This window comes from Enterobacter cloacae complex sp. P38RS (assembly GCF_014930775.1).
Classification (GTDB): Bacteria; Pseudomonadota; Gammaproteobacteria; order Enterobacterales; family Enterobacteriaceae; genus Enterobacter; species Enterobacter bugandensis.
On record NZ_JADBRS010000025.1, the window covers coordinates 1 to 20,634 of the forward strand.

Here is a 20,634-nt window from a genome sequence, read left to right on the forward strand (position 1 = left end):
CCGGACTCGGAATCGAACCAAGGACACGGGGATTTTCAATCCCCTGCTCTACCGACTGAGCTATCCGGGCAACGGAGCGCATTAAACCGCAATCGCGCCTTATCGTCAACATTATTTCAGGAAAAGCTGTTCAACTGCTTAAGTTTGCGGCAATCTGTACGTTTTCACCGTGAAAATGCACAAATCTTCCAGACAATACCGGGCCGTGCGGCAATGCTGATGACAACAGGAGGGCAGTATGGCAAACGACTGGCTTGAGCTCCGTCAGCATGCGGATACCGGCATTGAAACGATTAAAGCGCACTTCGAAGGCCATGCCTTCGATCCCCACTGGCACGATAGTTATCTGGTCGGGATTACCCTTTCAGGCACCCAGCAGTTCCACTGTCGTCGCGAACGCCACCGCAGCCATCCTGGTGATGCGTTCTTACTGGAGCCGGGTGAAATTCACGACGGCGACGCGCCTGTGGAAGGAGGCTTTACCTATCTCACCTTCTATCTTGACGAGCAGTGGCTGACGCGTACCCTCCGTGGATTATATGAAGCCACGCCGGATCGCTACTCGCTTCACTTTGCTCAAACGCTAACGCGAGAACCTCAGCTGGTCCGTTCTATCGGCGAGACGTTTAACGCGTTGCATAGCGATGAGATGAAAATTGTTCAGCAGAGCACAATGGATAAGCTGCTCTCTCAGATCACCTCCCATTGCCACTGGCGTAAGAAACTCCCGTCGCAGCTACAGAGCGCTGCCGTGGCGCATCGCGCACGCGACTATCTTTATGCGCATATCGGCGAGAACGTGGGGTTGTCAGACCTTGCGCGCGAGACGGGCACGGATCGCTTTACGCTGACGCGCTGTTTTAAGCGCGAGTTCAACCTGGCACCGCACGCCTGGCTTATTCAGCTGCGTCTGGCAAAGGCGCGACAGCTGCTGGCGCACGGCGAACAGCCTGTTAATGTGGCTACAGCGCTCGGTTTTGCCGACCAAAGCCATCTGGGACGCTGGTTCCAGCGTGCATACCGCATTTCCCCTGCCCACTACCGCCGGTTGTGCACAAACCTTCCAGACGTTTCCAGAAAATAGCGGCACAGTAATGGCTCTAACAAAAAAGGAGCCATCTGTGAGTCTGATGCCTTATCTGCTGTTTGCCTTTGTCGCGTCGATAACGCCCGGCCCGACGAATATCCTCGTTCTCACTAACAGCCAGTACTTTGGTGTGAAAAATACCATTCCCGCCATTTTGGGGGGATGTATTACGGCGAGTCTGATTGTGCTGATATCGGGTGCCGGCGCCGGGGAGGTGCTGCGTCAGTTTCCTCTGATGCGCCAGGCAATGAGTTGGGCGGGCGTGCTGTGGCTAACCTGGATGAGCTGCCAACTGTATCGGGCGCCTGCGGCGAATCTTTCTGAGAAGACGCCTCATCGCTTCACCGCGCAAGCCGCAGCGCTGCTGCAGATGGTGAATCCGAAAACGTGGATGATGGCGCTGGCAGTAGTGAGTCTTTTTGCTCCCGCGAGCATTCATCCGTTAAGAGATATTGCGCTGATGGCGCTATGGTTCTTACTGATTTCTGTGATGTGCCTGATGTGCTGGGCGTGGCTGGGGAAGGCGGTAAACCGGGTGTTTCGCACCACCGTGGCGATGGTGCGGTTTCAGCGCATGATGGCGCTATGTCTGCTCGTCTCCGCCTGGGCTGGCATGCTGGTCTAGGTTAACGCCCCGCCCATACGACACTGGGCAAAGCGCAGAATGTCTTCCGCCAGGCGGTGCGCCGTATCCACATCGGCCTGGCTACGGTTCACCAGCATGCGGCTCAGGCAACCCTCCAGTACGAGCTCCATCTGCTTAGCGACCATTGCCGGGTCATCCACTTCAAGCGTTGTCAGCAGTTCGTGGGTAAAGTCATGCGCCGCACGTTTTTGCTGATCCGCCAGCTGGTGTATTGGATGGCCAGGATCGGGATAAAACGTACAGGCAGCAATAAACAGGCAGCCTGGATAACGATTGTTGCTGACGCACTCTGTCAGGGCGGTGTAGCGCGCTAACAGTTTTTGCTCGGCGGTCAGCTCTTCATTCAACATTAGCTGCCTGCGCCAGATATCCACCTGCTGGCTAAGATAGCGTAGGGCATCATAAAGCAGCGCCTCTTTATCCGGCCAGAAGCGCTTAAGCTCATCCAGAGGGTAATCGATACGGTCGGCTACCATCTCAAGCGTGGTGCTGGCGATCCCTTGAATCTCAAGTAGTTGCAGGGCTTGTCCCAGTACGTCTTCGCGTTGCACGGTTATCTCCTCCGCTATTCCCAACGGTATGTCCCGTCTAAAGTGTTGTTTACGGTTGGCGATTGCGCAAATGCGCGCTGAATGCCGGTGCGTCCATAAACCCGGTTACACGCTGTTCTGGCAGCTCTTCCCCCTGCTCATTGAAAAACAGAATGGTTGGCAGCCCGAGTACGGTAAGGTGTTTAAGCAGGGCCTTATCCTGCGCATTGTTGGCTGTGACGTTTGCCTGAAGGAGTACCGTCTCTTTCAGGGCATTTTGCACCTGAGGATCGCTAAAGGTGTATTTTTCAAACTCTTTGCAGGCAACACACCAGTCGGCATAGAGGTCGAGCATCACCGGTTTGCCTTTTGCCTGCGCCAGCGCGCTGTTGAGCTCATCGACGTTCTTAACGTGTATAAAGTTTAAATGTGCCTGCGTCTGGCCCACAGGCGAGCCGAACGCCCAATCCTGAAGCGGGCGCACGCTCACCAACGCGGCGGCGAGCAGGAGAATTTGCACCAGACGCATCCACGCTTTTTTTGCCCCCAGGCTGACGATAAACGCCCAGGAGAAGAACGCCACGCCGAGCATGGCCCACAGGCGCAAACCCCACGCGTCACCCATGATGCGCTCCAGCAGGAACACCGGGAGCGCCAGGATGACAAAGCCGAACGCGGTTTTCACCGTCTCCATCCACGGGCCGCTCTTCGGCAGCAGGCGGTTGCCAAACACCGTCACCAGAATCAGCGGCAGGCCCATCCCCAGCGCGTAAAGATACAGCGTACCCCCGCCGAGCCACATATTACCGCTCTGGGCGATGTACAGCAGGATAGCGCTCAGCGGCGCGGTGGTGCAGGGGGAGCAAATCAACCCGGCGATGGCGCCCATTGCGAACACGCCGCCCGCAGAGCCACCCTGCTGGCGATTGCTCATCAGCGTTAAGCGGGTTTGCAGCGAAGAGGGCAGCTGAAGCGTGAACAGGCCAAACATCGACAGCGCAAGCAGAATAAATACGGCTGACAGGCCGATTAGCACGTAAGGGTGCTGAAGCGCTGCCTGGAAATGCAGTCCGGCCGCGGCGACCACGAGGCCGAGCGCGGTATAGGTGAGCGCCATGCCCTGCACATAAATAAAGGCCAGGAGCAGCGCCCGGGCGGTAGAAAGACGCTGTTTGCCGCCCAGTACAATCCCGGAGATAAGCGGGTACATCGGCAGGACACAAGGGGTAAAGGCAATGCCGATACCAATCAGTAAGGCCCAAAGTGCTGAGAACGGCAGATCGGAAGCAGCTTTGGCTTCGCCTTCATCCCTCACCCTGTCCCTCTCGCCTGAGGGGAGAGGGGAGGCAGCCGCTTTAACTTCATTAAGCGGAACGACCTTCGTTTCAGGGGGGTAGCAGAAGCCCGCGTCGGCACAGCCCTGATACGTAACCGTCAGCGTGGCATCTTTATCCGCCTGATTCACCGTAACGGGCACGCTTAAGCGCTGGCGATAAATTTCACTTTTACCGTAGAACTCGTCCTCATGCCATTCGCCAGCGGGCATCTGCAATGCGCCAACGTTAGCCTTTGCCGGCGTGATGCTGACCTGCTTGCGGTAGAGGTAGTAACCCTCTTTCACCTGCCAGGTCAGATTGAGATCGTGCTGGTTTTGCTGAAAGTCGAAAATGAACGCCTGGTCGGCGGGAATAAAGTTCGAACGGCCGGGCGCGTCAAACAAACCGGCAAATACTGACGTGCTGCACAGCAGCAGGATCAGCGTAAAGAAGCGTTGAGCCATGAGAGATAGTCGTTATCGCCGTGGACCACTGGCAGCACCAGCAGCTCCGGGGTTTGATAAGGATGATGAGACTTGAGGCAGTCAAGGAGCGCCTGCTGATTCGCCAGATTGGTTTTGAGCAACATCTGGACTTCATACTCCTGCTCCAGCTTGCCTTCCCAGTAATAGAGGGAGGTCGCGCCGGGGAGCAGCGTGACGCAGGCTGCCAGTTTTTCGGCCAGCGCTTTGGCGGCGAGATCCTGGGCAGAGGCTTCATCAGGGGCGGTACACAGTACGACAACAGCATCAGGCGTGTTCACAAGTCGACCTCCTCATCACGAAAGTCTTCACTATATCACGCCATGCGATTGGTCATTAATGAAACGGGCCGCAGAGCGGCCCGATTTTAACTATTTTTACAACGGCTAACCGTTTACAGCACAATGCCGCCAATGATAAAGCCGAGGACGACGCAAAGCGTAATCGCCACCACGCCCGGGATCAGGAACGCGTGGTTAAACACGTACTTACCGATACGGGTTGAGCCGGTATCGTCCATCTCAACCGCGGCCAGCAGGGTTGGGTAGGTTGGCAGAACGAACAGCGCAGAAACCGCCGCAAAAGACGCAATCGCCGTCAGCGGCGTCACGCCCAGCATCAGTGCCGCAGGCATCAGCGCTTTGGTGGTGGCAGCCTGAGAGTAAAGCAGCGTCGCGGCAAAGAACAGTACCACCGCCAGCAGCCACGGGTAGTTGTGAAGCAGGTCGCCGGCAACGGTCTGGATGTCGCTGATGTGTGCTTTCACGAAGGTGTCACCGAGCCACGCCACGCCCAGTACGCACACGCAGGCGCTCATACCGGATTTGAAGGTGCTGGCGTTCAGCACTTCGCTGGTGTCGATTTTACAGGTGATGCTAATCAGCGTGGCGATGGTCAGCATGAATACCACAATCGCTTCGTTACGCGGCAGCACCGGGTTCTGGATCAGCCCCACGGTGTCGCTGATGGCGGTCGCGTAGAACATCACGGCGACGATACCGATCAGGAACAGTAGCACGGAGCGTTTCGCGTGCGGCTTCAGCTCGAAGACCTGGCTACCGCGCAGGCTCACTTCACCTTTTGCCAGACGCTCCTGGTAAACCGGATCGTCTTTCAGCTCGGCACCCAGGAAGTTACACAGCACGGCGGTAATCATCACCGCAATCAGCGTGACTGGAATACAGATCGCCAGCAGCGTCAGGTAGCTCACGCCCATCGGCTCAAGGATACCCGCGAAGAAGACTACGGCGGCTGAGATTGGCGACGCGGTGATCGCAATCTGCGACGCCACCACGGCAATAGAAAGTGGACGAGACGGGCGAATCCCCTGTTCTTTTGCCACCTCGGTGATCACCGGCAGCGTGGAGAACGCCGTGTGGCCGGTTCCCGCGAGAATGGTCATAAACCAGGTCACCAGCGGGGCAAGGAAGGTGATGTATTTCGGATGGCGGCGCAGCATGCGCTCCGCCAGGCTCACCAGGTAGTCCATACCGCCCGCCACCTGCATGGCCGCAATAGCGGCAATAACCGCCATGATGATTTCGATAACGTCAAAAGGGATTGCGCCGGGTTTAATCTGAAAGATAAGGGTAAGTACGAGCACCCCGAGACCGCCGGCAAAACCAATGCCGATACCCCCGAGCCGCGCGCCCAAATAAATCGCCAACAGGACGATGACGAGTTCTGCTCCAAACATAAAGACCTGCCTTGCTTATTAACAAGTTGATATTGAATTGTTGTATTTAGGTAACGCCTAAAAAGAAAAAAGGCACGTCACAAGTGACGTGCCTTTCGGAAGCCTAGCCTGAACTGTTACTGTTCGCTTTCATCGGTATATCGTTTCGCTTTATATGCCGGATGCATCAGGTTCTGGGCCGAGAAGATATCGTCCAGCTCGGCTTCGGTCAACAGTCCACGCTCCAGCACGACTTCACGCACGCTCTTACCGGTTTCGGCGCAAATCTTACCAACGATGTCACCGTTGTGGTGGCCGATGAACGGGTTGAGGTAAGTAACGATCCCGATGGAGTTATAAACATAGCCTTCACAGACTTCTTTATTCGCGGTGATGCCGTTAATGCATTTTTCCAGCAGGTTGTAGCAGGCGTTAGTCAGGATGTGAATGGATTCAAACATCGCCTGGCCAATCACCGGCTCCATCACGTTCAGCTGCAGCTGACCGGCTTCGGAGGCCATGGTCACGGTGGTGTCGTTACCAATCACCTTGAAGCAAACCTGGTTCACCACTTCTGGCACTACCGGGTTAACTTTGGCTGGCATAATGGAAGAACCCGCCTGCAACTCTGGCAGGTTGATTTCGTTCAGGCCAGCGCGCGGGCCGGAGGAGAGCAGGCGCAGGTCATTACAGATTTTGGACAGTTTCACCGCCAGACGTTTCAGGGCGCTGTGTACCATTACGTACGCGCCGCAGTCGGATGTGGCTTCAATCAGGTCTTCCGCAGGCACCACCGGCAGGTTAGACACTTCCGCCAGCTTCTGAACCGCCAGCTGCTGATAGCCATCCGGGGTGTTCAGACGCGTACCGATGGCGGTGGCGCCCAGGTTCACTTCCAGCAGCAGCTCGGAGGTGCGCAGCAGGTTTTTGGTCTCTTCGTTAAGCAGCACGTTAAACGCGTGGAATTCCTGACCGAGGGTCATTGGCACCGCGTCCTGCAGCTGGGTACGGCCCATTTTCAGAATGTCCTGGAACTCAACGGCCTTACGCTGGAAGCCATCGCCCAGCTGGTTGATCGCGTCGACCAGTTTGACCACGGAGGCATACACCGCGATACGGAAGCCGGTTGGGTAGGCGTCGTTGGTGGACTGGCATTTGTTAACGTGGTCGTTCGGGTTGAGGTACTGGTATTCACCTTTCTGGTGGCCCATCAGCTCAAGGCCGATGTTTGCCAGTACTTCGTTGGTATTCATGTTGACGGAGGTACCCGCGCCGCCCTGATAGACGTCAACCGGGAACTGGTCCATGCATTTGCCGTTGTTCAGCACTTCATCGCAGGCAGCGATAATCGCATTTGCCGCGCTTTTAGGAATGGTTTGCAGCTCTTTGTTCGCCAGCGCTGCGGCTTTCTTCACCATCACCATGCCACGGACAAACTCAGGGATATCGCTGATTTTGCTGTTGCTGATGTAGAAGTTTTCAATCGCTCTCAGAGTGTGAACACCATAGTAGGCATCCGCTGGAACTTCCCTGGTACCCAACAAGTCTTCTTCGATACGAATGTTGTTTAACATGTGAACCTTCTTTTCAAGCTGCCGATGGATTGTACTAAACACACAACATATATGTGGTTTTGAATATTTTCTGACCGACGATTATTCCCTCAATCGGCCAGATGTTCGAGATCATATGCTGATGATAGCGAATTGCCGTAAGCTGGATCACTTATTATCGACCCGATTCCATGATAATTATTAATCTGTGAAATGTGTCACCGCTTTAATATTTCCGAAAAAAATATCCGTGCAAACCGATTGAATTTTGGCTAACCGTCTCCATCTCTTACAGACGCGTGACGCGAACACATTCAGACAGGGGCCAGATGGCACCTGCCACACAGGAGATGCCAGTGCGCTGGATACCGTTTATTGCTTTCTTTCTCTATGTTTACATTGAGATTTCTATTTTCATTCAGGTAGCTCACGTGCTGGGCGTCCTGCTGACGCTGATTCTGGTGATCTTCACCTCCGTCATCGGCATGTCGCTGGTGCGTAATCAGGGTTTCAAAAATTTCCTGATAATGCAGCAGAAGATGGCTGCAGGTGAAAGCCCGGCAGAAGAGATGATCAAAAGCGTGTCGCTGATTATTGCTGGCCTGCTGCTGATCCTGCCGGGGTTCTTCACCGACTTCCTCGGCCTGCTGTTGCTGTTGCCGCCGGTGCAGAAGCACCTGACCATGAAGCTGCTGCCGCACCTGCGCTTCAGCCGCATGCCGGGCGGCGGGTTCAGCACAGGGCCAGGCGATACCTTCGAAGGGGAGTATCAGCGCAAGGATGAACAGCGCGACCGTTTAGACCATAAAGACGATCGATAATTTTTTTGCCCGGTGGCTTCGCTTACCGGGCCTACGGATTTTTCCGCTTCGGTAAAAATGCCCACAGCCCCGCCAGCATGACGATGGCGTACGCACTCTTCCATCCCACCATCGCCAGCAACAGCAGGCACAGCACGCCCCCGACGACTGCCAGTGCTTTATAGCGACCTTTCAGCAGACGACAGCCTGACAGCATGCACAGCAGGTAGATCATGATGAAAATACCGTTGGCGTAGATAATTAGAGCATCGAGGTTGATGTCGAGAAGATAAATACCCAGCGAGCTCAGGACGCAGCAGCCCAGCACGGCATTCAGCGCATTCATCGGGAGTTGACGTTTAGACAACCGCGCGAGGCGGCTCTCAGGTTTGTAGCGCGCCTGTGACCACACCAGACGGGCGAAGCTCTGGATATAAATGTTGAGGCTGGCAAAGCAGGCGAGATAGCCAATCACGCAGGCCACCCATAGCGCCTTCACGCCGAAAAGTTTAACCACGATACCCGGTAGCGATGCGGCGGCGGCTTTATCTTCGCCGAACGCGTTGAAGTGCAGCACCAGTACGGTACAGGCCCAATATACGGTGCCCGCCAGCAGTAAACCAATCATCAGAGCGCGGGGAAAATCACGCTCGGGCTGTTTAAACTCGGATGCCAGGTGAGCGAACGCTTCAAGGCCAACAAAACACCAGAACATGACGGATAACGCAGCGAAAAGCTGTGAATGGTCGATATCGTTTATCGCAGGGAAGGGGATATCCGCTACGGTAATGTTACCCGCAAACCAGATGGCGACGATCAGCACGACGATCAACGCTGCAACCAGCGTTTGCAGATTCGCGCTTGAACTGGCCCCGCGCGAGCCCACCCACCAGACAATCGCCAGCGTACCCAGCTCAGCCAGCAGCAGTTGTTCGTCGTGCCAGCCAAACAGCGCCTGTCCAAAGCCGGTGGCGATATGCAGGGCTGCCGGAAGGCCAACGGGTATTACCGACAAAAACAGCCAGCCGGTTACGCGCTCCATGCGCGGACCAAACGCCATGCCGACAAAATGCGCTACGCCGCCCGCGCTGGGGAAGTGCCGCCCGAGTATGGCAAACACAATCGCCACCGGGAACACCAGCAGGATCAGCACCGGCCATGCCCAAAGACTGTTATTTCCGGCGACCAGCGCCGCCAGTGCCGGTACGGCAAACACGCCGGTACCTAACAAGGAGGTTGAAAGCAGGCCAACGCCCTGCGCCAGCCCCAGCTCCTGCCTGAGTCCACTCATTTACCTTGCCCTGCCACCATCAAAAGAGAGTGGATGGTAACACTTTCGCAAATTTTTTTTCGATTCCCCCTTGAAGGGGTAAAAAGCTATCCCCATCTCTCAGGGCACTAGTCGGAAAACCGCATGCGGGCCGGCGTCATCCATAACTGATAATGACTTTCTCAAAGGAGAGCTATCAATGAGTATTCGTCCGTTACATGATCGTGTGATCGTCAAACGTAAAGAAGTTGAAACCAAGTCTGCTGGCGGCATCGTTCTGACCGGTTCTGCAGCAGCCAAATCAACGCGTGGCGAAATCATCGCTGTCGGTAAGGGCCGCATCCTGGAAAACGGAACTGTGCAGCCGCTGGACGTTAAAGTTGGTGACATCGTAATTTTCAACGATGGCTACGGCGTGAAATCCGAGAAGATCGACAATGAAGAAGTGTTGATCATGTCCGAGAGCGACATTCTGGCAATTGTTGAAGCGTAATTTACGCACGAGAATTTGAGGAAATAAGAACATGGCAGCTAAAGACGTAAAATTCGGTAACGACGCTCGTGTAAAAATGCTCCGCGGCGTAAACGTACTGGCAGATGCAGTTAAAGTGACCCTGGGCCCGAAAGGCCGTAACGTAGTGCTGGATAAATCCTTCGGCGCGCCAACCATCACCAAAGATGGTGTTTCCGTTGCACGTGAAATCGAACTGGAAGACAAGTTCGAAAACATGGGCGCGCAGATGGTGAAAGAAGTTGCCTCTAAAGCGAACGACGCTGCAGGCGACGGTACCACCACCGCGACCGTACTGGCGCAGGCTATCATCACTGAAGGCCTGAAAGCCGTTGCTGCGGGCATGAACCCAATGGATCTGAAACGTGGTATCGACAAAGCTGTCGCATCCGCTGTTGAAGAACTGAAAGCGCTGTCCGTACCGTGCTCTGACTCTAAAGCCATTGCTCAGGTTGGTACTATCTCCGCTAACTCCGACGAAACCGTAGGTAAACTGATCGCTGAAGCGATGGATAAAGTCGGTAAAGAAGGCGTGATCACCGTTGAAGACGGTACCGGTCTGGAAGACGAACTGGACGTGGTTGAAGGTATGCAGTTCGACCGCGGTTACCTGTCCCCATACTTCATCAACAAGCCAGAAACTGGCGCTGTTGAGCTGGAAAGCCCGTTCATCCTGCTGGCTGACAAGAAAATCTCCAACATCCGCGAAATGCTGCCAGTGCTGGAAGCCGTTGCGAAAGCAGGCAAGCCGCTGGTTATCATCGCTGAAGATGTTGAAGGCGAAGCGCTGGCGACCCTGGTGGTTAACACCATGCGCGGCATCGTGAAAGTGGCTGCGGTTAAAGCACCTGGCTTCGGCGATCGCCGTAAAGCAATGCTGCAGGATATCGCTACCCTGACCGGTGGTACCGTGATCTCCGAAGAGATCGGTATGGAGCTGGAAAAAGCGACCCTGGAAGACCTGGGCCAGGCGAAACGCGTTGTGATCAACAAAGACACCACCACCATCATCGACGGTGTGGGTGAAGAAGCCGCTATTCAGGGCCGTGTTGGTCAGATCCGTAAGCAGATCGAAGAAGCCACTTCCGATTACGACCGTGAAAAACTGCAGGAGCGCGTAGCGAAACTGGCTGGCGGCGTTGCGGTAATCAAAGTTGGTGCGGCGACCGAAGTTGAAATGAAAGAGAAGAAAGCACGCGTTGACGATGCCCTGCACGCGACCCGTGCTGCGGTAGAAGAAGGCGTAGTTGCTGGTGGTGGTGTCGCGCTGGTACGTGTAGCCGCTAAGCTGGCTGGCCTGACCGCTCAGAACGAAGACCAGAACGTGGGTATCAAAGTTGCGCTGCGCGCAATGGAAGCTCCTCTGCGTCAGATCGTTTCCAACGCCGGTGAAGAGCCATCTGTGGTTGCGAACAACGTGAAAGCGGGTGAAGGTAACTACGGTTACAACGCGGCAACTGAAGAATACGGCAACATGATCGACTTCGGTATCCTGGACCCAACTAAAGTGACCCGTTCAGCTCTGCAGTACGCGGCATCTGTAGCTGGCCTGATGATCACGACCGAGTGCATGGTAACCGACCTGCCAAAAGGCGACGCGCCTGACTTAGGTGCTGCTGGTATGGGCGGCATGGGTGGAATGGGCGGCATGATGTAATCATGTTGTTCTGAACCTCTCAGAACGAACCCCGGGCAGAAATGTCCGGGGTTTTTTATTGCCGCTACTCAAATGTTCCCTTCACGCATGCTACGCCTTCGCACACCATCTGGCGGCCTTTCGCCCAGACCTCGCGGATCTTCAGGTCATCCGTCAGCACCAGGAAATCGGCATCGCATCCGGGCGCGAGCCGCCCCTTATGCTCCAGCCCGAGAAACTCCGCTACGTTACGCGTAAACGGCAGAAGCGCCTCCTCCAGCGGCAGGTGATACCGGCTGACCAGTTGCTGCAGCGTCTGAGGCAGAGATTCGAACCCGGCTACGCCAATGCCCACCAGATTACCGTTCGCGTCAAAATTCGGTTGGCTGCCGTTACCGTCCGAACTGAGCGTAAGCCGGTTAAACGGCACCTGCGCTTCACGGGCCGTCGCGATGGCGGTGGCGGCATCAATGGGCTCACTGATGCTGGTGGTGATGTCGATATAGCCCCCGTCGCGGGCATAATCCAGCGCGGCGAGGAACAGCGCCTGGTCGCGGTTAACGTGGGTTGGCAGCAGCTTCGTGCGTGGCACGTCGGCGTTTTTCAGGATGTTAAGCAGGGGCTCCAGCAGCTTCGGGCTGTTGCCGAGATGAAACACGGATATGCCCGCTTTGGCGCCCAGCAGCCCGCCGACGCGCGACTGGGCGGCCATATTCGCGAGCTGGTCATCCGCTGGTGCGGAAGAGCGATGGTCGGAAATCGCGCATTTCACGCCGATGATTTTATCAATCAGCGCCACATCCTTTTCGATGCTGCCGGTAATCGTCGGAGAAGGCAGCCCATACGCGCCTGTCAGCATCCACGCGCTGATCCCTTCATGCTCAAGCGCCCGCGTTTTTGCCAGCAGCGATTCGGGATGGCGGGTCACGCCGTCGGTACCCAGCAGGCCAACAACGGAGGTGATGCCCGCCGCCACCAGCGCGGACAACCGTACCTCCGGCGTCCGGGTGTGCGGACCGGCTTCACCGCCGCCGCCGATCAGGTGTACGTGCTGATCGATAAAGCCCGGGCAAACCACCGCCCCGGCGAGATCGGTTTCAGGACAGTTAAGCCGCATTGCTGCGCGATCCGTTTTTTCAATCGCGATGATTTTTACCCCGGCGATCAGCAGATCGCAACGTCCCTGATCCTCCGGCGCGTAAAGGTGCACATTGCGGAAAAGATGGGGTTCCAGCACTGAAAAATCCATTTTTATCTCCTCAGAAGAGTAGCTGCATTACCCACATTGAGAGCAGGGCGTTAATGACGCAGACGGTAATGATGTGTGGATAATACTTCGGGTTAACGCCTGCGGTGCCCAGGCAGCGGCCGGTGTTTTGCACCGGATTGCCCATCAGATAGATGGCGGGCAGCAGAACGGTGGCATCGTGGCCGTTGAGCGTGCCGGCAGCCACCAGGCTGGCGCAAACCCCCACGCCACCGCCCATACTCATCACCGAGGCCAGCAGGACCGTTGCCGCCGCGCCCGGAAGCCCCCACAGGGCCATAATTGGCTCGCAAATATTGCCAACAATATCCAGCAGGCCGGTCACCTTGAGCGCCTGAATGATGACAAACGCCATAACCACGTTCGGCAGCAGGCTGGTAGTGGCGATGGTAAAGCCTCGGCGGGCGCCATCGATAAACATGTCCATGATATTTTTACGCGGCTGGGCGATCATTTTTTTCCTCCTGAATACGACGATCTTCCATGTGAGCGATCCACAGACGCAGGAGGTTCGCGCCAACAAATTTAAACATCAGTATGACGGCCAGCGGCGTGATTACCGGGACGGTAATAAACGTGAAGAGTGCGGCGCCGGAAGAAAAATAGTTGGTAATGATGGCGCTACCGCTGGTCTGGAAGGTGGCGAAAATGGCGCGCTCGCGATCGGTAATAGCCCCTTCGTCGGTCAACTCTTTGGTCATCCCTGCTGCGGCATCGGTATTTTGCAGGTTGGCGATGAGGGCCAGAGAGCAGACGCCCGGTACGCCAAGCAGCGGGCGCAAAATGGGCGTCATCAGCTGTTGCGCGGCACGCAGCCCGCCCAGCCCCTCGGTGACGGCAATGATCCCGAGCGATAAAATGACCGAAGGCGCCAGTTCAAGGGCAAACAAGAAACCGTCTTTCGCCCCCGTGCCGCCCTCACCGCGAAACGTGAGCGCGCCGTTCACCGGACCGAAGCTGCCGTTTAGGACGGTAAAATCCAGCACGCGCCACCATTCGGTACTTTTGGCGAAAAAGCCTGAGAAAAATACGATGGTGAGCACAAACGCCAGATAGCCCACCCATGTTACCTTTTCCTCTCCTGAGGATGATGCACTCATGAAACCCCCTGTTTTAATCGCGTACAAAAGTTGTACGTCGCAACACTAAAAACGATCGAGGGCTAAAACACGATATCCCAAAGGGCATTATCAGAATTCATTTAAGATGTCGGAGGAGTGATGTACGGAATCCGGCTCGCAGAAATGCGCGGGGATTTTTCTTTTAGTCATCTTTTAGGTATAAGATTTACACACGGACAATTACTGTCCAGCTTATTGAAAACGAGGAATAACATGCGCGTAAAAGTCTGTGCAGGGATCGTAGGAGCAGCGTTGCTGCTGGCGGGTTGTAGCTCCAGCAATGAACTGTCGGCAGCGGGCCAGGGCGTTCGCTTTGTGGAAGATAAGCCAGGCAGCGAATGCCAGCTGTTAGGCACGGCCACCGGTGAACAAAGTAACTGGATGTCGGGTCAGCACGGTGAAGAAGGTGGCTCTATGCGCGGCGCGGCGAATGCCCTGCGTAACCAGGCTGCTGCAATGGGGGGGAACGTGATTTACGGCGTGAGCAGCCCGACGCAAGGAATGCTCTCCAGCTTCGTGCCAACGGCCAGCCAGATGAGCGGCCAGGTCTATAAGTGCCCGAATTGAGTTTACTTGCTGATGGCGCTGCGCCTCACCTCGTAGGGCAGGTAAGCGTAGCGCCACCTGCCTTTTAGCGCTGCCGCAGTTGCAAATCCAGCGGCGTCTTACTCGGCTCTCCGCCAATCTCGCGTGCCAGCTTCGGCACCATATAACCTGAAACCAGCGTTAACAGCTCGCGCATAATTTGTCGGGCTTCCTCATCCGTCACCATGAAATGCGCCGCGCCCTGCACGCGATCCAGTACGTGCAGGTAATAGGGCATCACGCCTGCGTCAAACAAGGCATTGCTGAGATCGGCCAGCACCCGGGCGCTGTCGTTCACGCCGCGTAACAATACGCTCTGGTTGAGCAGCGTCACGCCCGCCTTACGCAGACGCGCCATCGCCGCGCGAAATTCATCGTCGATCTCGTTCGCGTGGTTGATATGGTTTACCAGCAGCACCTGTAGACGTGACTGCTCCAGGCGCGTGACCAGGGTGTCGGTAATACGCGCCGGGATGACGATCGGTAAACGGCTGTGAATGCGCAGACGCTTAATGTGCGGGATGGCTTCAAGCTGCGTCAAAAGCCAGTCCAGTTCATGATCTTTTGCCATCAGTGGATCACCGCCGGAAAAAATAATCTCATCCAGCTCTGGATGGGCGGCGATATAGTCCAGCGCAACCTGCCAGTTGCGCTTATTTCCCTGGTTTTCGGCATACGGGAAGTGCCGACGGAAGCAGTAACGACAATTTACCGCACAGCCGCCTTTTACCAGCAGCAGGGCGCGATTGAGATATTTGTGCAGTAAACCCGGCACCACGCTGTTTTGCTCTTCCAGCGGATCGGTGCTGTAGCCCGGCGCTGTAATAAACTCATCCTGCGACGTAATGGTTTGTTTTAATAAAGGATCGTCAGGGTTGCCTTTTTCCATGCGCGCAACAAACGCGCGGGGAACACGCAGGGCGAAAAGTCGCTTTGCCTCACGGCCAGCAAGCAACTCCGGATGCTGATCGAGGTCTAAAAGACGCAGCAATTCATCAGGACTGGTGATTACATCGGCAAGTTGCGATAACCAATCTTCTCTGGATGGGGTGTTTAGGGTTACAATATGCGCCATTTTGTGGCTTAGCTACCAGTTAACAAATTTAGAGGGCCTTATGGCAACGTACTATAGCAACGATTTTCGTGCTGGTCTTAAAATCATGATGGACGGCGAACCGTACGCGGTTGAAGCCAGCGAATTCGTTAAACCAGGTAAAGGTCAGGCATTCGCACGCGTTAAGCTGCGCCGCCTGCTGACCGGCACCCGTGTTGAGAAAACCTTCAAATCTACTGACTCCGCTGAAGGCGCTGATGTTGTCGATATGAACCTGACTTACCTGTACAACGACGGTGAGTTCTGGCACTTCATGAACAACGAAACCTTCGAGCAACTGTCTGCTGACGCGAAAGCCATTGGCGATAACGCGAAGTGGCTGCTGGATCAGGCTGAGTGCATCGTGACCCTGTGGAACGGCCAGCCTATCGCCGTTACCCCACCAAACTTTGTTGAGCTGGAAATCGTTGAAACCGATCCAGGTCTGAAAGGTGACACCGCGGGTACTGGCGGCAAGCCAGCAACGCTCTCCACCGGCGCTGTGGTGAAAGTACCGCTGTTCGTACAGATCGGTGAAGTGATCAAAGTGGATACTCGCTCCGGCGAATACGTATCCCGCGTGAAGTAATTTACGTCATGATTCGAGGCGCAGCGTCCGCTGCGCCTGATTTTTGCAGGCAGGGATGATGAAACGTACCGTTAAAATTCTGCTTCTGTTAGCGCTCTCCAGCGTACTGCTTTCCGGCTGTAACACCGCCCGTGGCATGGGGGAAGATATCCAGGACCTCGGTCATATCATTTCTCACGCAGCCAGCTAAGTCCGTCTAATTTTCCTAAAATTGCTTCCTTTTCCGTCAATCGGCGGGATCTTGTCTATTCTTAAGTTGCTATACACAAAACAACTTTGGCTATAAAAGGAAGATATTATGGTTAAGAAAACAATTGCAGCGATCTTTTCTGTCCTCGTGCTTTCCTCCGTGTTGACTGCATGTAATACCACCCGCGGCGTAGGGGAAGATATCTCCGACGGTGGTAACGCGATTTCTGGTGCAGCAACTAAAGCTCAGAACTAATGAAGCATGGACGGTACGGCACGTGAGTTTCACCGTACCGTCAATTCTCTGCTTCCTGCAGGGATAAAAACGGTGAAAAGCGTGTATCCATATGCAGCTTCATGCGGATATTGCGTTTATAGGTATAAACCGTTTTTCCGTTAATGCTCAGGTGAGCGGCTATCTTTTGGTTGCTCGCGCCGTCCATCCATAACGTCAACACTTTCTCCTCCTGTCGTGTCAGCAAGGGGGCGGCCACCGTCGGGCGGTACGTGCTTGCGCGCGAAATTAACGCGTCATTGATAACCGTCGCGATTTCCTCAAGAGGGGCATTTTTCATTAGCGAAGACCAGACCGGGAAGTTCCCGAGCCAGGTCGCCAGGTCCTTGTCCTCTCCCGATTGCAGCATAATAAAAGGTAATTTTTCGCTGGCGTTCAGCAAGGAAGAGAGTTGCTGGAAATGGTGAATATCCTGCCTGAAACCATGCAGGTCAGCGATGACCAGCTCAGGTTTCCATTGCAGAATGTGCTCCCTGGCGAGGAATAGATTGTTCAGCCCGGTCACAACGTAGTGCCCCGGGAACAAACCGGAATGATTGAGCCATGCTTCAAACCCGGTGCGGGTGAAGTGACAACGGTCAATCAAAAGAATCTTGAACATATTTTATTCGCAGTCGGCTAGTGGTTTGGCTTCCTGCCATCAGAAAGCACATCATCATAGAGAAGTCCGATGAGCTATAAATGCCTGAACTCCGCGCCATACTGCGGCTATTTCTGGGCTTAACGCGTTCATCAGAAAATGATTGAAAAAAAATCGCACGCTAACCAAAATATGGGGTGTTATCTGCCTTGCGGGACGACCCGTAAGCGCTTCCTTCATCGGGGACGGCCCCAACTGTTTTTAAGTTAAGGAGCCCGAGATGTCCTGGATTATTCTCTTTATTGCTGGTCTGCTCGAAGTGGTATGGGCGATTGGTCTCAAGTACACCCACGGATTTACCCGCCTGACGCCCAGCGTTATTACCGTTACGGCGATGATCGTGAGCATTGTTCTGCTATCGTGGGCAATGCGTTCTCTGCCCGTGGGAACGGCCTATGCCGTCTGGACGGGGATCGGTGCCGTAGGCGCGGCGATTACCGGCATTCTGCTGCTGGGTGAGTCAGCGAGCCTGGCGCGCATCGCCAGCCTCGCTCTGATTGTTGCCGGTATCATTGGGCTGAAGCTCAGCACCCATTAACGGGGCTGTTTTACCCAGATGAGTTTCGACACATCAAACCCCTGTCGGGTCGCGACGTCCAGCATCTGCTGTTTCATTTCTGACGAAATAGTTGGCGTGCGGGAAAGTATCCACAGATAGTCGCGATCCGGCCCGCAGACCAGCGCGTGACGGTACTCTCTGTCGAGCGCTATCACGTTATAGCCACCATAAAACGGGCCGAAGAAAGAGACTTTGAGCGCGGCCCGTCGCGGGTCGCCAGTGAAATAGGCTTTCCCGACCGACTGCTGCCACATCTCACGATCGGGATTATAGCCCCGGTTGATCACCTGAATACCGCCATCATCCATTGGGCTGTAATTTGCAGTAACCTTCTCTAAGCCCTGCTCAAACCGATGGTCGAGGCGCGCGATTTCATACCATGTTCCGAGGAAGCGTTGTGCATCAAAAGGCGTGACGACGGTAACGCCAGGAGGTGGGGTAGGGGAACTGCAGGCAACCACTAAAAACGCGGCTGTCACCGCAGCGATAACAGGCAAAATGCGCATAGGAGTTTCCTTACTGTTTTTTTGTTAAGTGTAGATGACGGCAAGGAAAATGTGGTTTTTGTGCGGTGTGTTTCGCCGGGTAAGCGCAGCGCTACCCGGCAATGTTTTACTGCAGCGCGTCGAGGATACGGTATGCCGCCTCAACTCGCGCCGGGTTCGGATAGCTTTTATTCGCCAGCATCACAATGCCGAGCTGCTTTTCAGGAATAAAGGCCACGTAGCTGCCAAACCCGCCGGTTGAGCCCGTTTTGTGCACCCATGAGGCCTTAACCGGGGGAACGGGTGGACTCACTTCTCTCGCAGGCAACGGTGCCAGCGCCACCTTGTTATCACTGCCTCCGACGACGGTTTTGGCATCGACCGGCCAGTTAAGCATCTCCCAACCTAACCCCTGATACATGGCACCCACGCGCCAGTAGCGAGACTGCGCCAGCGTAATGCCTTGCTTCAGGGACGTATCCTGCAGTGCATCAGGGGCCATATTGGCCATCACCCAGCTCGCCATATCCTGCACGTTGGTTTTCACGCCATATGCCTCTGCGTCCAGCATGCCCGGTGAAACGTGGACCGCTTTACCGTCACGATATCCCCAGGCGTAATGCGTCTCCTCCGCTTTCGGAACGTTAATCCAGGTATGATCCAGCTTGAGCGGCTTAAGGACCCGCGTCGTCATGGCCTGCTCATAGCTCATGCCGGAAGGTTTGACCGCCAGCGCGCCAAAAAGACCGATGCTGGAGTTGGCGTAAAGACGCGTTGTGCCCGGCTTCCACTGAGGCTGCCAGTTTTGATAAAAGCGCAGCAGGGAAGCGTTATCTGTAACCTCATCGGGCACCTGTAAAGGCAGGCCACCGGCGGTGTAGGTTGCCAGATCCAGCATGCGAATCCCTTGCCACTGCTTGCCGGTCAGATCAGGCCAATATTTGGTTACTGGATCGCCCAGCGAAATTTCGCCGCGGGCAATAGCATCGCCCCCCAGCACGCCGGTGAAGGTTTTACTTATAGAGCCCAGCTCGAAAAGGGTTTGCGGGGTGACGGATTTGTTCGCCGCGATATCGGCCTTTCCAAAGGTAAAGTAGTGTGGCTGGCCCTGATAAATCACGGCCACCGCCATGCCTGGAATACCCTGCGCTTTCATCAGGGGCGTAACGTTGCGTTCTACCACGTCAGCCAGCTGTTTTTCCGACATCGGCGCGGCGAGTACAGAGCAGGATGTGCTGAGCAGCAGGGCGCAGCAAAGGAATTTTTTCATCATCAATTATCTTCCATAATAGCAGGTCAAGGGAGTGTCCGGGCCCGGCAGACCGCTGTAGTCTGTTGGATTTGACTATGGCTGACAAACGGTTAAATTTAGCATGAGCTGTTAATTTTTCTAACGGATGGAGCAATGACCCGCAGCTATCTTCCGCTTAATTCGCTTCGCGCCTTCGAAGCGGCCGCCCGGCACCTCAGTTTTACGCATGCCGCGATAGAGCTGAACGTCACTCATTCCGCCATCAGCCAGCACGTTAAGGCGCTGGAGCAGCATCTGAATTGCCAGCTGTTTGTCCGCGTCTCGCGCGGCCTGATGCTGACAACCGAGGGGGAAAATCTGCTGCCGGTGCTGAATGATTCATTCGATCGTATCGCCGGAATGCTGGATCGCTTTGCCAGCCAGCGCGCTCAGGAGAAGCTAAAAATTGGCGTAGTAGGGACTTTCGCCACGGGTATCCTGTTCTCTCAGCTCGCGGACTTTCGCCGCTGTTATCCGCATATCGATCTTCACCTTTCCACCCATAACAACCGCGTCGATCCGGCTGCTGAAGGGCTTGATTATACGATCCGCTACGGCGGTGGGGCGTGGCACGGCACCGAGGCGCAATTCCTGTGCCCTGCGCCGCTGGCGCCGCTTTGCTCGCCCGAAATCGCCGCCGTGCTCCAGTCTCCGGCCGACATCCTGAAGTTTACCCTGCTGCGCTCTTACCGACGCGACGAATGGTCGGCGTGGATGCAGGCGGCAGGCGAGCATCCTCCGTCGCCAACGCATCGGGTAATGGTGTTTGATTCGTCTGTCACCATGCTGGAAGCCGCACAGGCAGGTATGGGCATTGCCATTGCGCCTGTCGATATGTTTACCCATTTGCTGAACAGCGAGCGCATCGTGCAGCCGTTTACAACGCAAATTGATCTGGGCAGTTACTGGTTAACGAGACTGCAGTCGCGGGCTGAAACGTCCGCAATGCGTGAATTTGCCCAGTGGCTGGTGGCAAAGATGCAGAAATAAAAGGCCCGCCGGATGGCGGGCCAG

24 protein-coding genes are annotated in these 20,634 nt (G+C 55.4%); 11 read left to right on the forward strand and 13 right to left on the reverse strand.

What is annotated here, in order from left to right; genetic code table 11:
- Positions 1-238 precede the first annotated feature (238 nt).
- Together IM303_RS21530 and IM303_RS21535 are read left to right on the forward strand one after the other, a co-directional pair.
- Positions 239-1,084 carry an AraC family transcriptional regulator gene (locus tag IM303_RS21530; RefSeq protein ID WP_041911503.1) on the forward strand — a complete coding sequence of 282 codons (846 nt, stop codon included), beginning with the start codon at positions 239-241 and terminating at the stop codon, positions 1,082-1,084.
- A 37-nt stretch (positions 1,085-1,121) separates the two neighbouring features.
- Positions 1,122-1,712: a LysE family translocator gene (locus IM303_RS21535; protein WP_193360240.1), complete on the forward strand. Its 591-nt coding sequence runs from the start codon at positions 1,122-1,124 to the stop codon at positions 1,710-1,712.
- Here the strand turns inward: IM303_RS21535 and IM303_RS21540 are convergent.
- From IM303_RS21540 to aspA, 5 genes are all read right to left on the reverse strand, one after another.
- The gene (locus IM303_RS21540; RefSeq protein ID WP_028015225.1) at positions 1,709-2,284 is read right to left on the reverse strand and encodes a transcriptional regulator; all 576 of its coding nucleotides are present in this window, start codon (positions 2,282-2,284) and stop codon (positions 1,709-1,711) included. The genes IM303_RS21535 and IM303_RS21540 overlap by 4 nt on opposite strands.
- A 49-nt stretch (positions 2,285-2,333) precedes the next feature.
- Positions 2,334-4,043 (reverse strand): protein-disulfide reductase DsbD, encoded by a 1,710-nt coding sequence (locus tag IM303_RS21545; RefSeq protein ID WP_193360241.1) that lies wholly within the window; start codon positions 4,041-4,043, stop codon positions 2,334-2,336.
- Positions 4,019-4,342, reverse strand: a complete 324-nt coding sequence (gene cutA, locus IM303_RS21550; RefSeq protein ID WP_028015227.1) for a divalent cation tolerance protein CutA — start codon at positions 4,340-4,342, stop codon at positions 4,019-4,021. Before cutA ends, IM303_RS21545 begins: the two co-directional genes overlap by 25 nt.
- Before the next feature lie 113 nt (positions 4,343-4,455).
- Positions 4,456-5,757 (reverse strand): anaerobic C4-dicarboxylate transporter, encoded by a 1,302-nt coding sequence (locus IM303_RS21555; RefSeq protein WP_008502949.1) that lies wholly within the window; start codon positions 5,755-5,757, stop codon positions 4,456-4,458.
- Positions 5,758-5,873: 116 nt separating this feature from the next.
- Positions 5,874-7,310: an aspartate ammonia-lyase gene (gene aspA / locus IM303_RS21560; RefSeq protein ID WP_003855923.1), complete on the reverse strand. Its 1,437-nt coding sequence runs from the start codon at positions 7,308-7,310 to the stop codon at positions 5,874-5,876.
- Positions 7,311-7,645: 335 nt separating this feature from the next.
- Between aspA and IM303_RS21565 the strand changes: the two genes are divergently transcribed.
- Positions 7,646-8,110, forward strand: coding sequence for an FxsA family protein (locus IM303_RS21565; protein WP_028015228.1), 465 nt, complete (start codon positions 7,646-7,648; stop codon positions 8,108-8,110).
- Positions 8,111-8,141: 31 nt separating this feature from the next.
- Here IM303_RS21565 and yjeH read toward each other — a convergent pair whose 3' ends face one another.
- A complete protein-coding gene (yjeH, locus tag IM303_RS21570; protein WP_193052627.1) occupies positions 8,142-9,380 on the reverse strand; it encodes an L-methionine/branched-chain amino acid transporter in 1,239 nt (412 codons plus the stop codon).
- A gap of 178 nt (positions 9,381-9,558) precedes the next feature.
- Between yjeH and IM303_RS21575 the strand changes: the two genes are divergently transcribed.
- Both IM303_RS21575 and groL read left to right on the forward strand, forming a co-directional pair.
- Positions 9,559-9,852, forward strand: coding sequence for a co-chaperone GroES (locus IM303_RS21575; RefSeq protein WP_003855929.1), 294 nt, complete (start codon positions 9,559-9,561; stop codon positions 9,850-9,852).
- A 31-nt stretch (positions 9,853-9,883) separates the two neighbouring features.
- Positions 9,884-11,527 carry a chaperonin GroEL gene (gene groL / locus IM303_RS21580; RefSeq protein WP_023310114.1) on the forward strand — a complete coding sequence of 548 codons (1,644 nt, stop codon included), beginning with the start codon at positions 9,884-9,886 and terminating at the stop codon, positions 11,525-11,527.
- A gap of 64 nt (positions 11,528-11,591) precedes the next feature.
- Here groL and iadA read toward each other — a convergent pair whose 3' ends face one another.
- Genes iadA through IM303_RS21595 form a run of 3 tightly spaced genes read right to left on the reverse strand, consistent with a single transcriptional unit; the run spans position 11,592 to position 13,873 of the window.
- Entirely contained in the window at positions 11,592-12,755 is a 1,164-nt protein-coding gene (gene iadA, locus IM303_RS21585) for a beta-aspartyl-peptidase (RefSeq protein WP_193360242.1), read from the reverse strand.
- Between the two features lie 10 nt (positions 12,756-12,765).
- Entirely contained in the window at positions 12,766-13,227 is a 462-nt protein-coding gene (locus IM303_RS21590) for a YjiG family protein (RefSeq protein WP_028015231.1), read from the reverse strand.
- Positions 13,208-13,873, reverse strand: coding sequence for a nucleoside recognition domain-containing protein (locus tag IM303_RS21595; RefSeq protein ID WP_045261285.1), 666 nt, complete (start codon positions 13,871-13,873; stop codon positions 13,208-13,210). The genes IM303_RS21590 and IM303_RS21595 overlap by 20 nt, the downstream gene beginning before the upstream one ends.
- Before the next feature lie 234 nt (positions 13,874-14,107).
- On the opposite strand from IM303_RS21595, the gene IM303_RS21600 reads away from it, so the two are divergent.
- A complete protein-coding gene (locus IM303_RS21600) occupies positions 14,108-14,461 on the forward strand; it encodes a DUF4156 domain-containing protein (protein ID WP_014882205.1) in 354 nt (117 codons plus the stop codon).
- 64 nt (positions 14,462-14,525) lie between these two features.
- Here the strand turns inward: IM303_RS21600 and epmB are convergent, their stop codons facing one another.
- On the reverse strand, positions 14,526-15,554 hold the full coding sequence (epmB, locus tag IM303_RS21605; RefSeq protein WP_193360243.1) for an EF-P beta-lysylation protein EpmB: 1,029 nt from the start codon (positions 15,552-15,554) through the stop codon (positions 14,526-14,528).
- Between the two features lie 40 nt (positions 15,555-15,594).
- Here epmB and efp point away from each other — a divergent pair, with 40 nt between their 5' ends.
- From efp to ecnB, 3 genes are all read left to right on the forward strand, one after another.
- The gene (gene efp, locus IM303_RS21610; RefSeq protein WP_003855940.1) at positions 15,595-16,161 is read left to right on the forward strand and encodes an elongation factor P; all 567 of its coding nucleotides are present in this window, start codon (positions 15,595-15,597) and stop codon (positions 16,159-16,161) included.
- A 58-nt stretch (positions 16,162-16,219) separates the two neighbouring features.
- Complete coding sequence (locus IM303_RS21615; protein WP_028015234.1) at positions 16,220-16,351, forward strand: entericidin A/B family lipoprotein; 132 nt, start codon at positions 16,220-16,222, stop codon at positions 16,349-16,351.
- Between the two features lie 108 nt (positions 16,352-16,459).
- Entirely contained in the window at positions 16,460-16,606 is a 147-nt protein-coding gene (gene ecnB, locus IM303_RS21620; RefSeq protein ID WP_003855942.1) for a lipoprotein toxin entericidin B, read from the forward strand.
- A 40-nt stretch (positions 16,607-16,646) separates the two neighbouring features.
- Here the strand turns inward: ecnB and IM303_RS21625 are convergent, their stop codons facing one another.
- Positions 16,647-17,246 carry a LuxR C-terminal-related transcriptional regulator gene (locus IM303_RS21625; protein ID WP_041911497.1) on the reverse strand — a complete coding sequence of 200 codons (600 nt, stop codon included), beginning with the start codon at positions 17,244-17,246 and terminating at the stop codon, positions 16,647-16,649.
- A 259-nt stretch (positions 17,247-17,505) separates the two neighbouring features.
- On the opposite strand from IM303_RS21625, the gene sugE reads away from it, so the two are divergent.
- On the forward strand, positions 17,506-17,823 hold the full coding sequence (gene sugE, locus IM303_RS21630; protein WP_006178944.1) for a quaternary ammonium compound efflux SMR transporter SugE: 318 nt from the start codon (positions 17,506-17,508) through the stop codon (positions 17,821-17,823).
- Here the strand turns inward: sugE and IM303_RS21635 are convergent.
- The gene (locus IM303_RS21635; RefSeq protein WP_028015236.1) at positions 17,820-18,350 is read right to left on the reverse strand and encodes a lipocalin family protein; all 531 of its coding nucleotides are present in this window, start codon (positions 18,348-18,350) and stop codon (positions 17,820-17,822) included. The two genes, sugE and IM303_RS21635, sit on opposite strands and share 4 nt — an antisense overlap.
- Positions 18,351-18,456: 106 nt before the next feature.
- Entirely contained in the window at positions 18,457-19,602 is a 1,146-nt protein-coding gene (gene blaACT, locus IM303_RS21640; RefSeq protein ID WP_193360244.1) for an ACT family cephalosporin-hydrolyzing class C beta-lactamase, read from the reverse strand.
- A gap of 132 nt (positions 19,603-19,734) precedes the next feature.
- Between blaACT and ampR the strand changes: the two genes are divergently transcribed.
- A complete protein-coding gene (gene ampR, locus IM303_RS21645) occupies positions 19,735-20,610 on the forward strand; it encodes a LysR family transcriptional regulator AmpR (RefSeq protein ID WP_028015238.1) in 876 nt (291 codons plus the stop codon).
- Positions 20,611-20,634 lie beyond the last annotated feature (24 nt).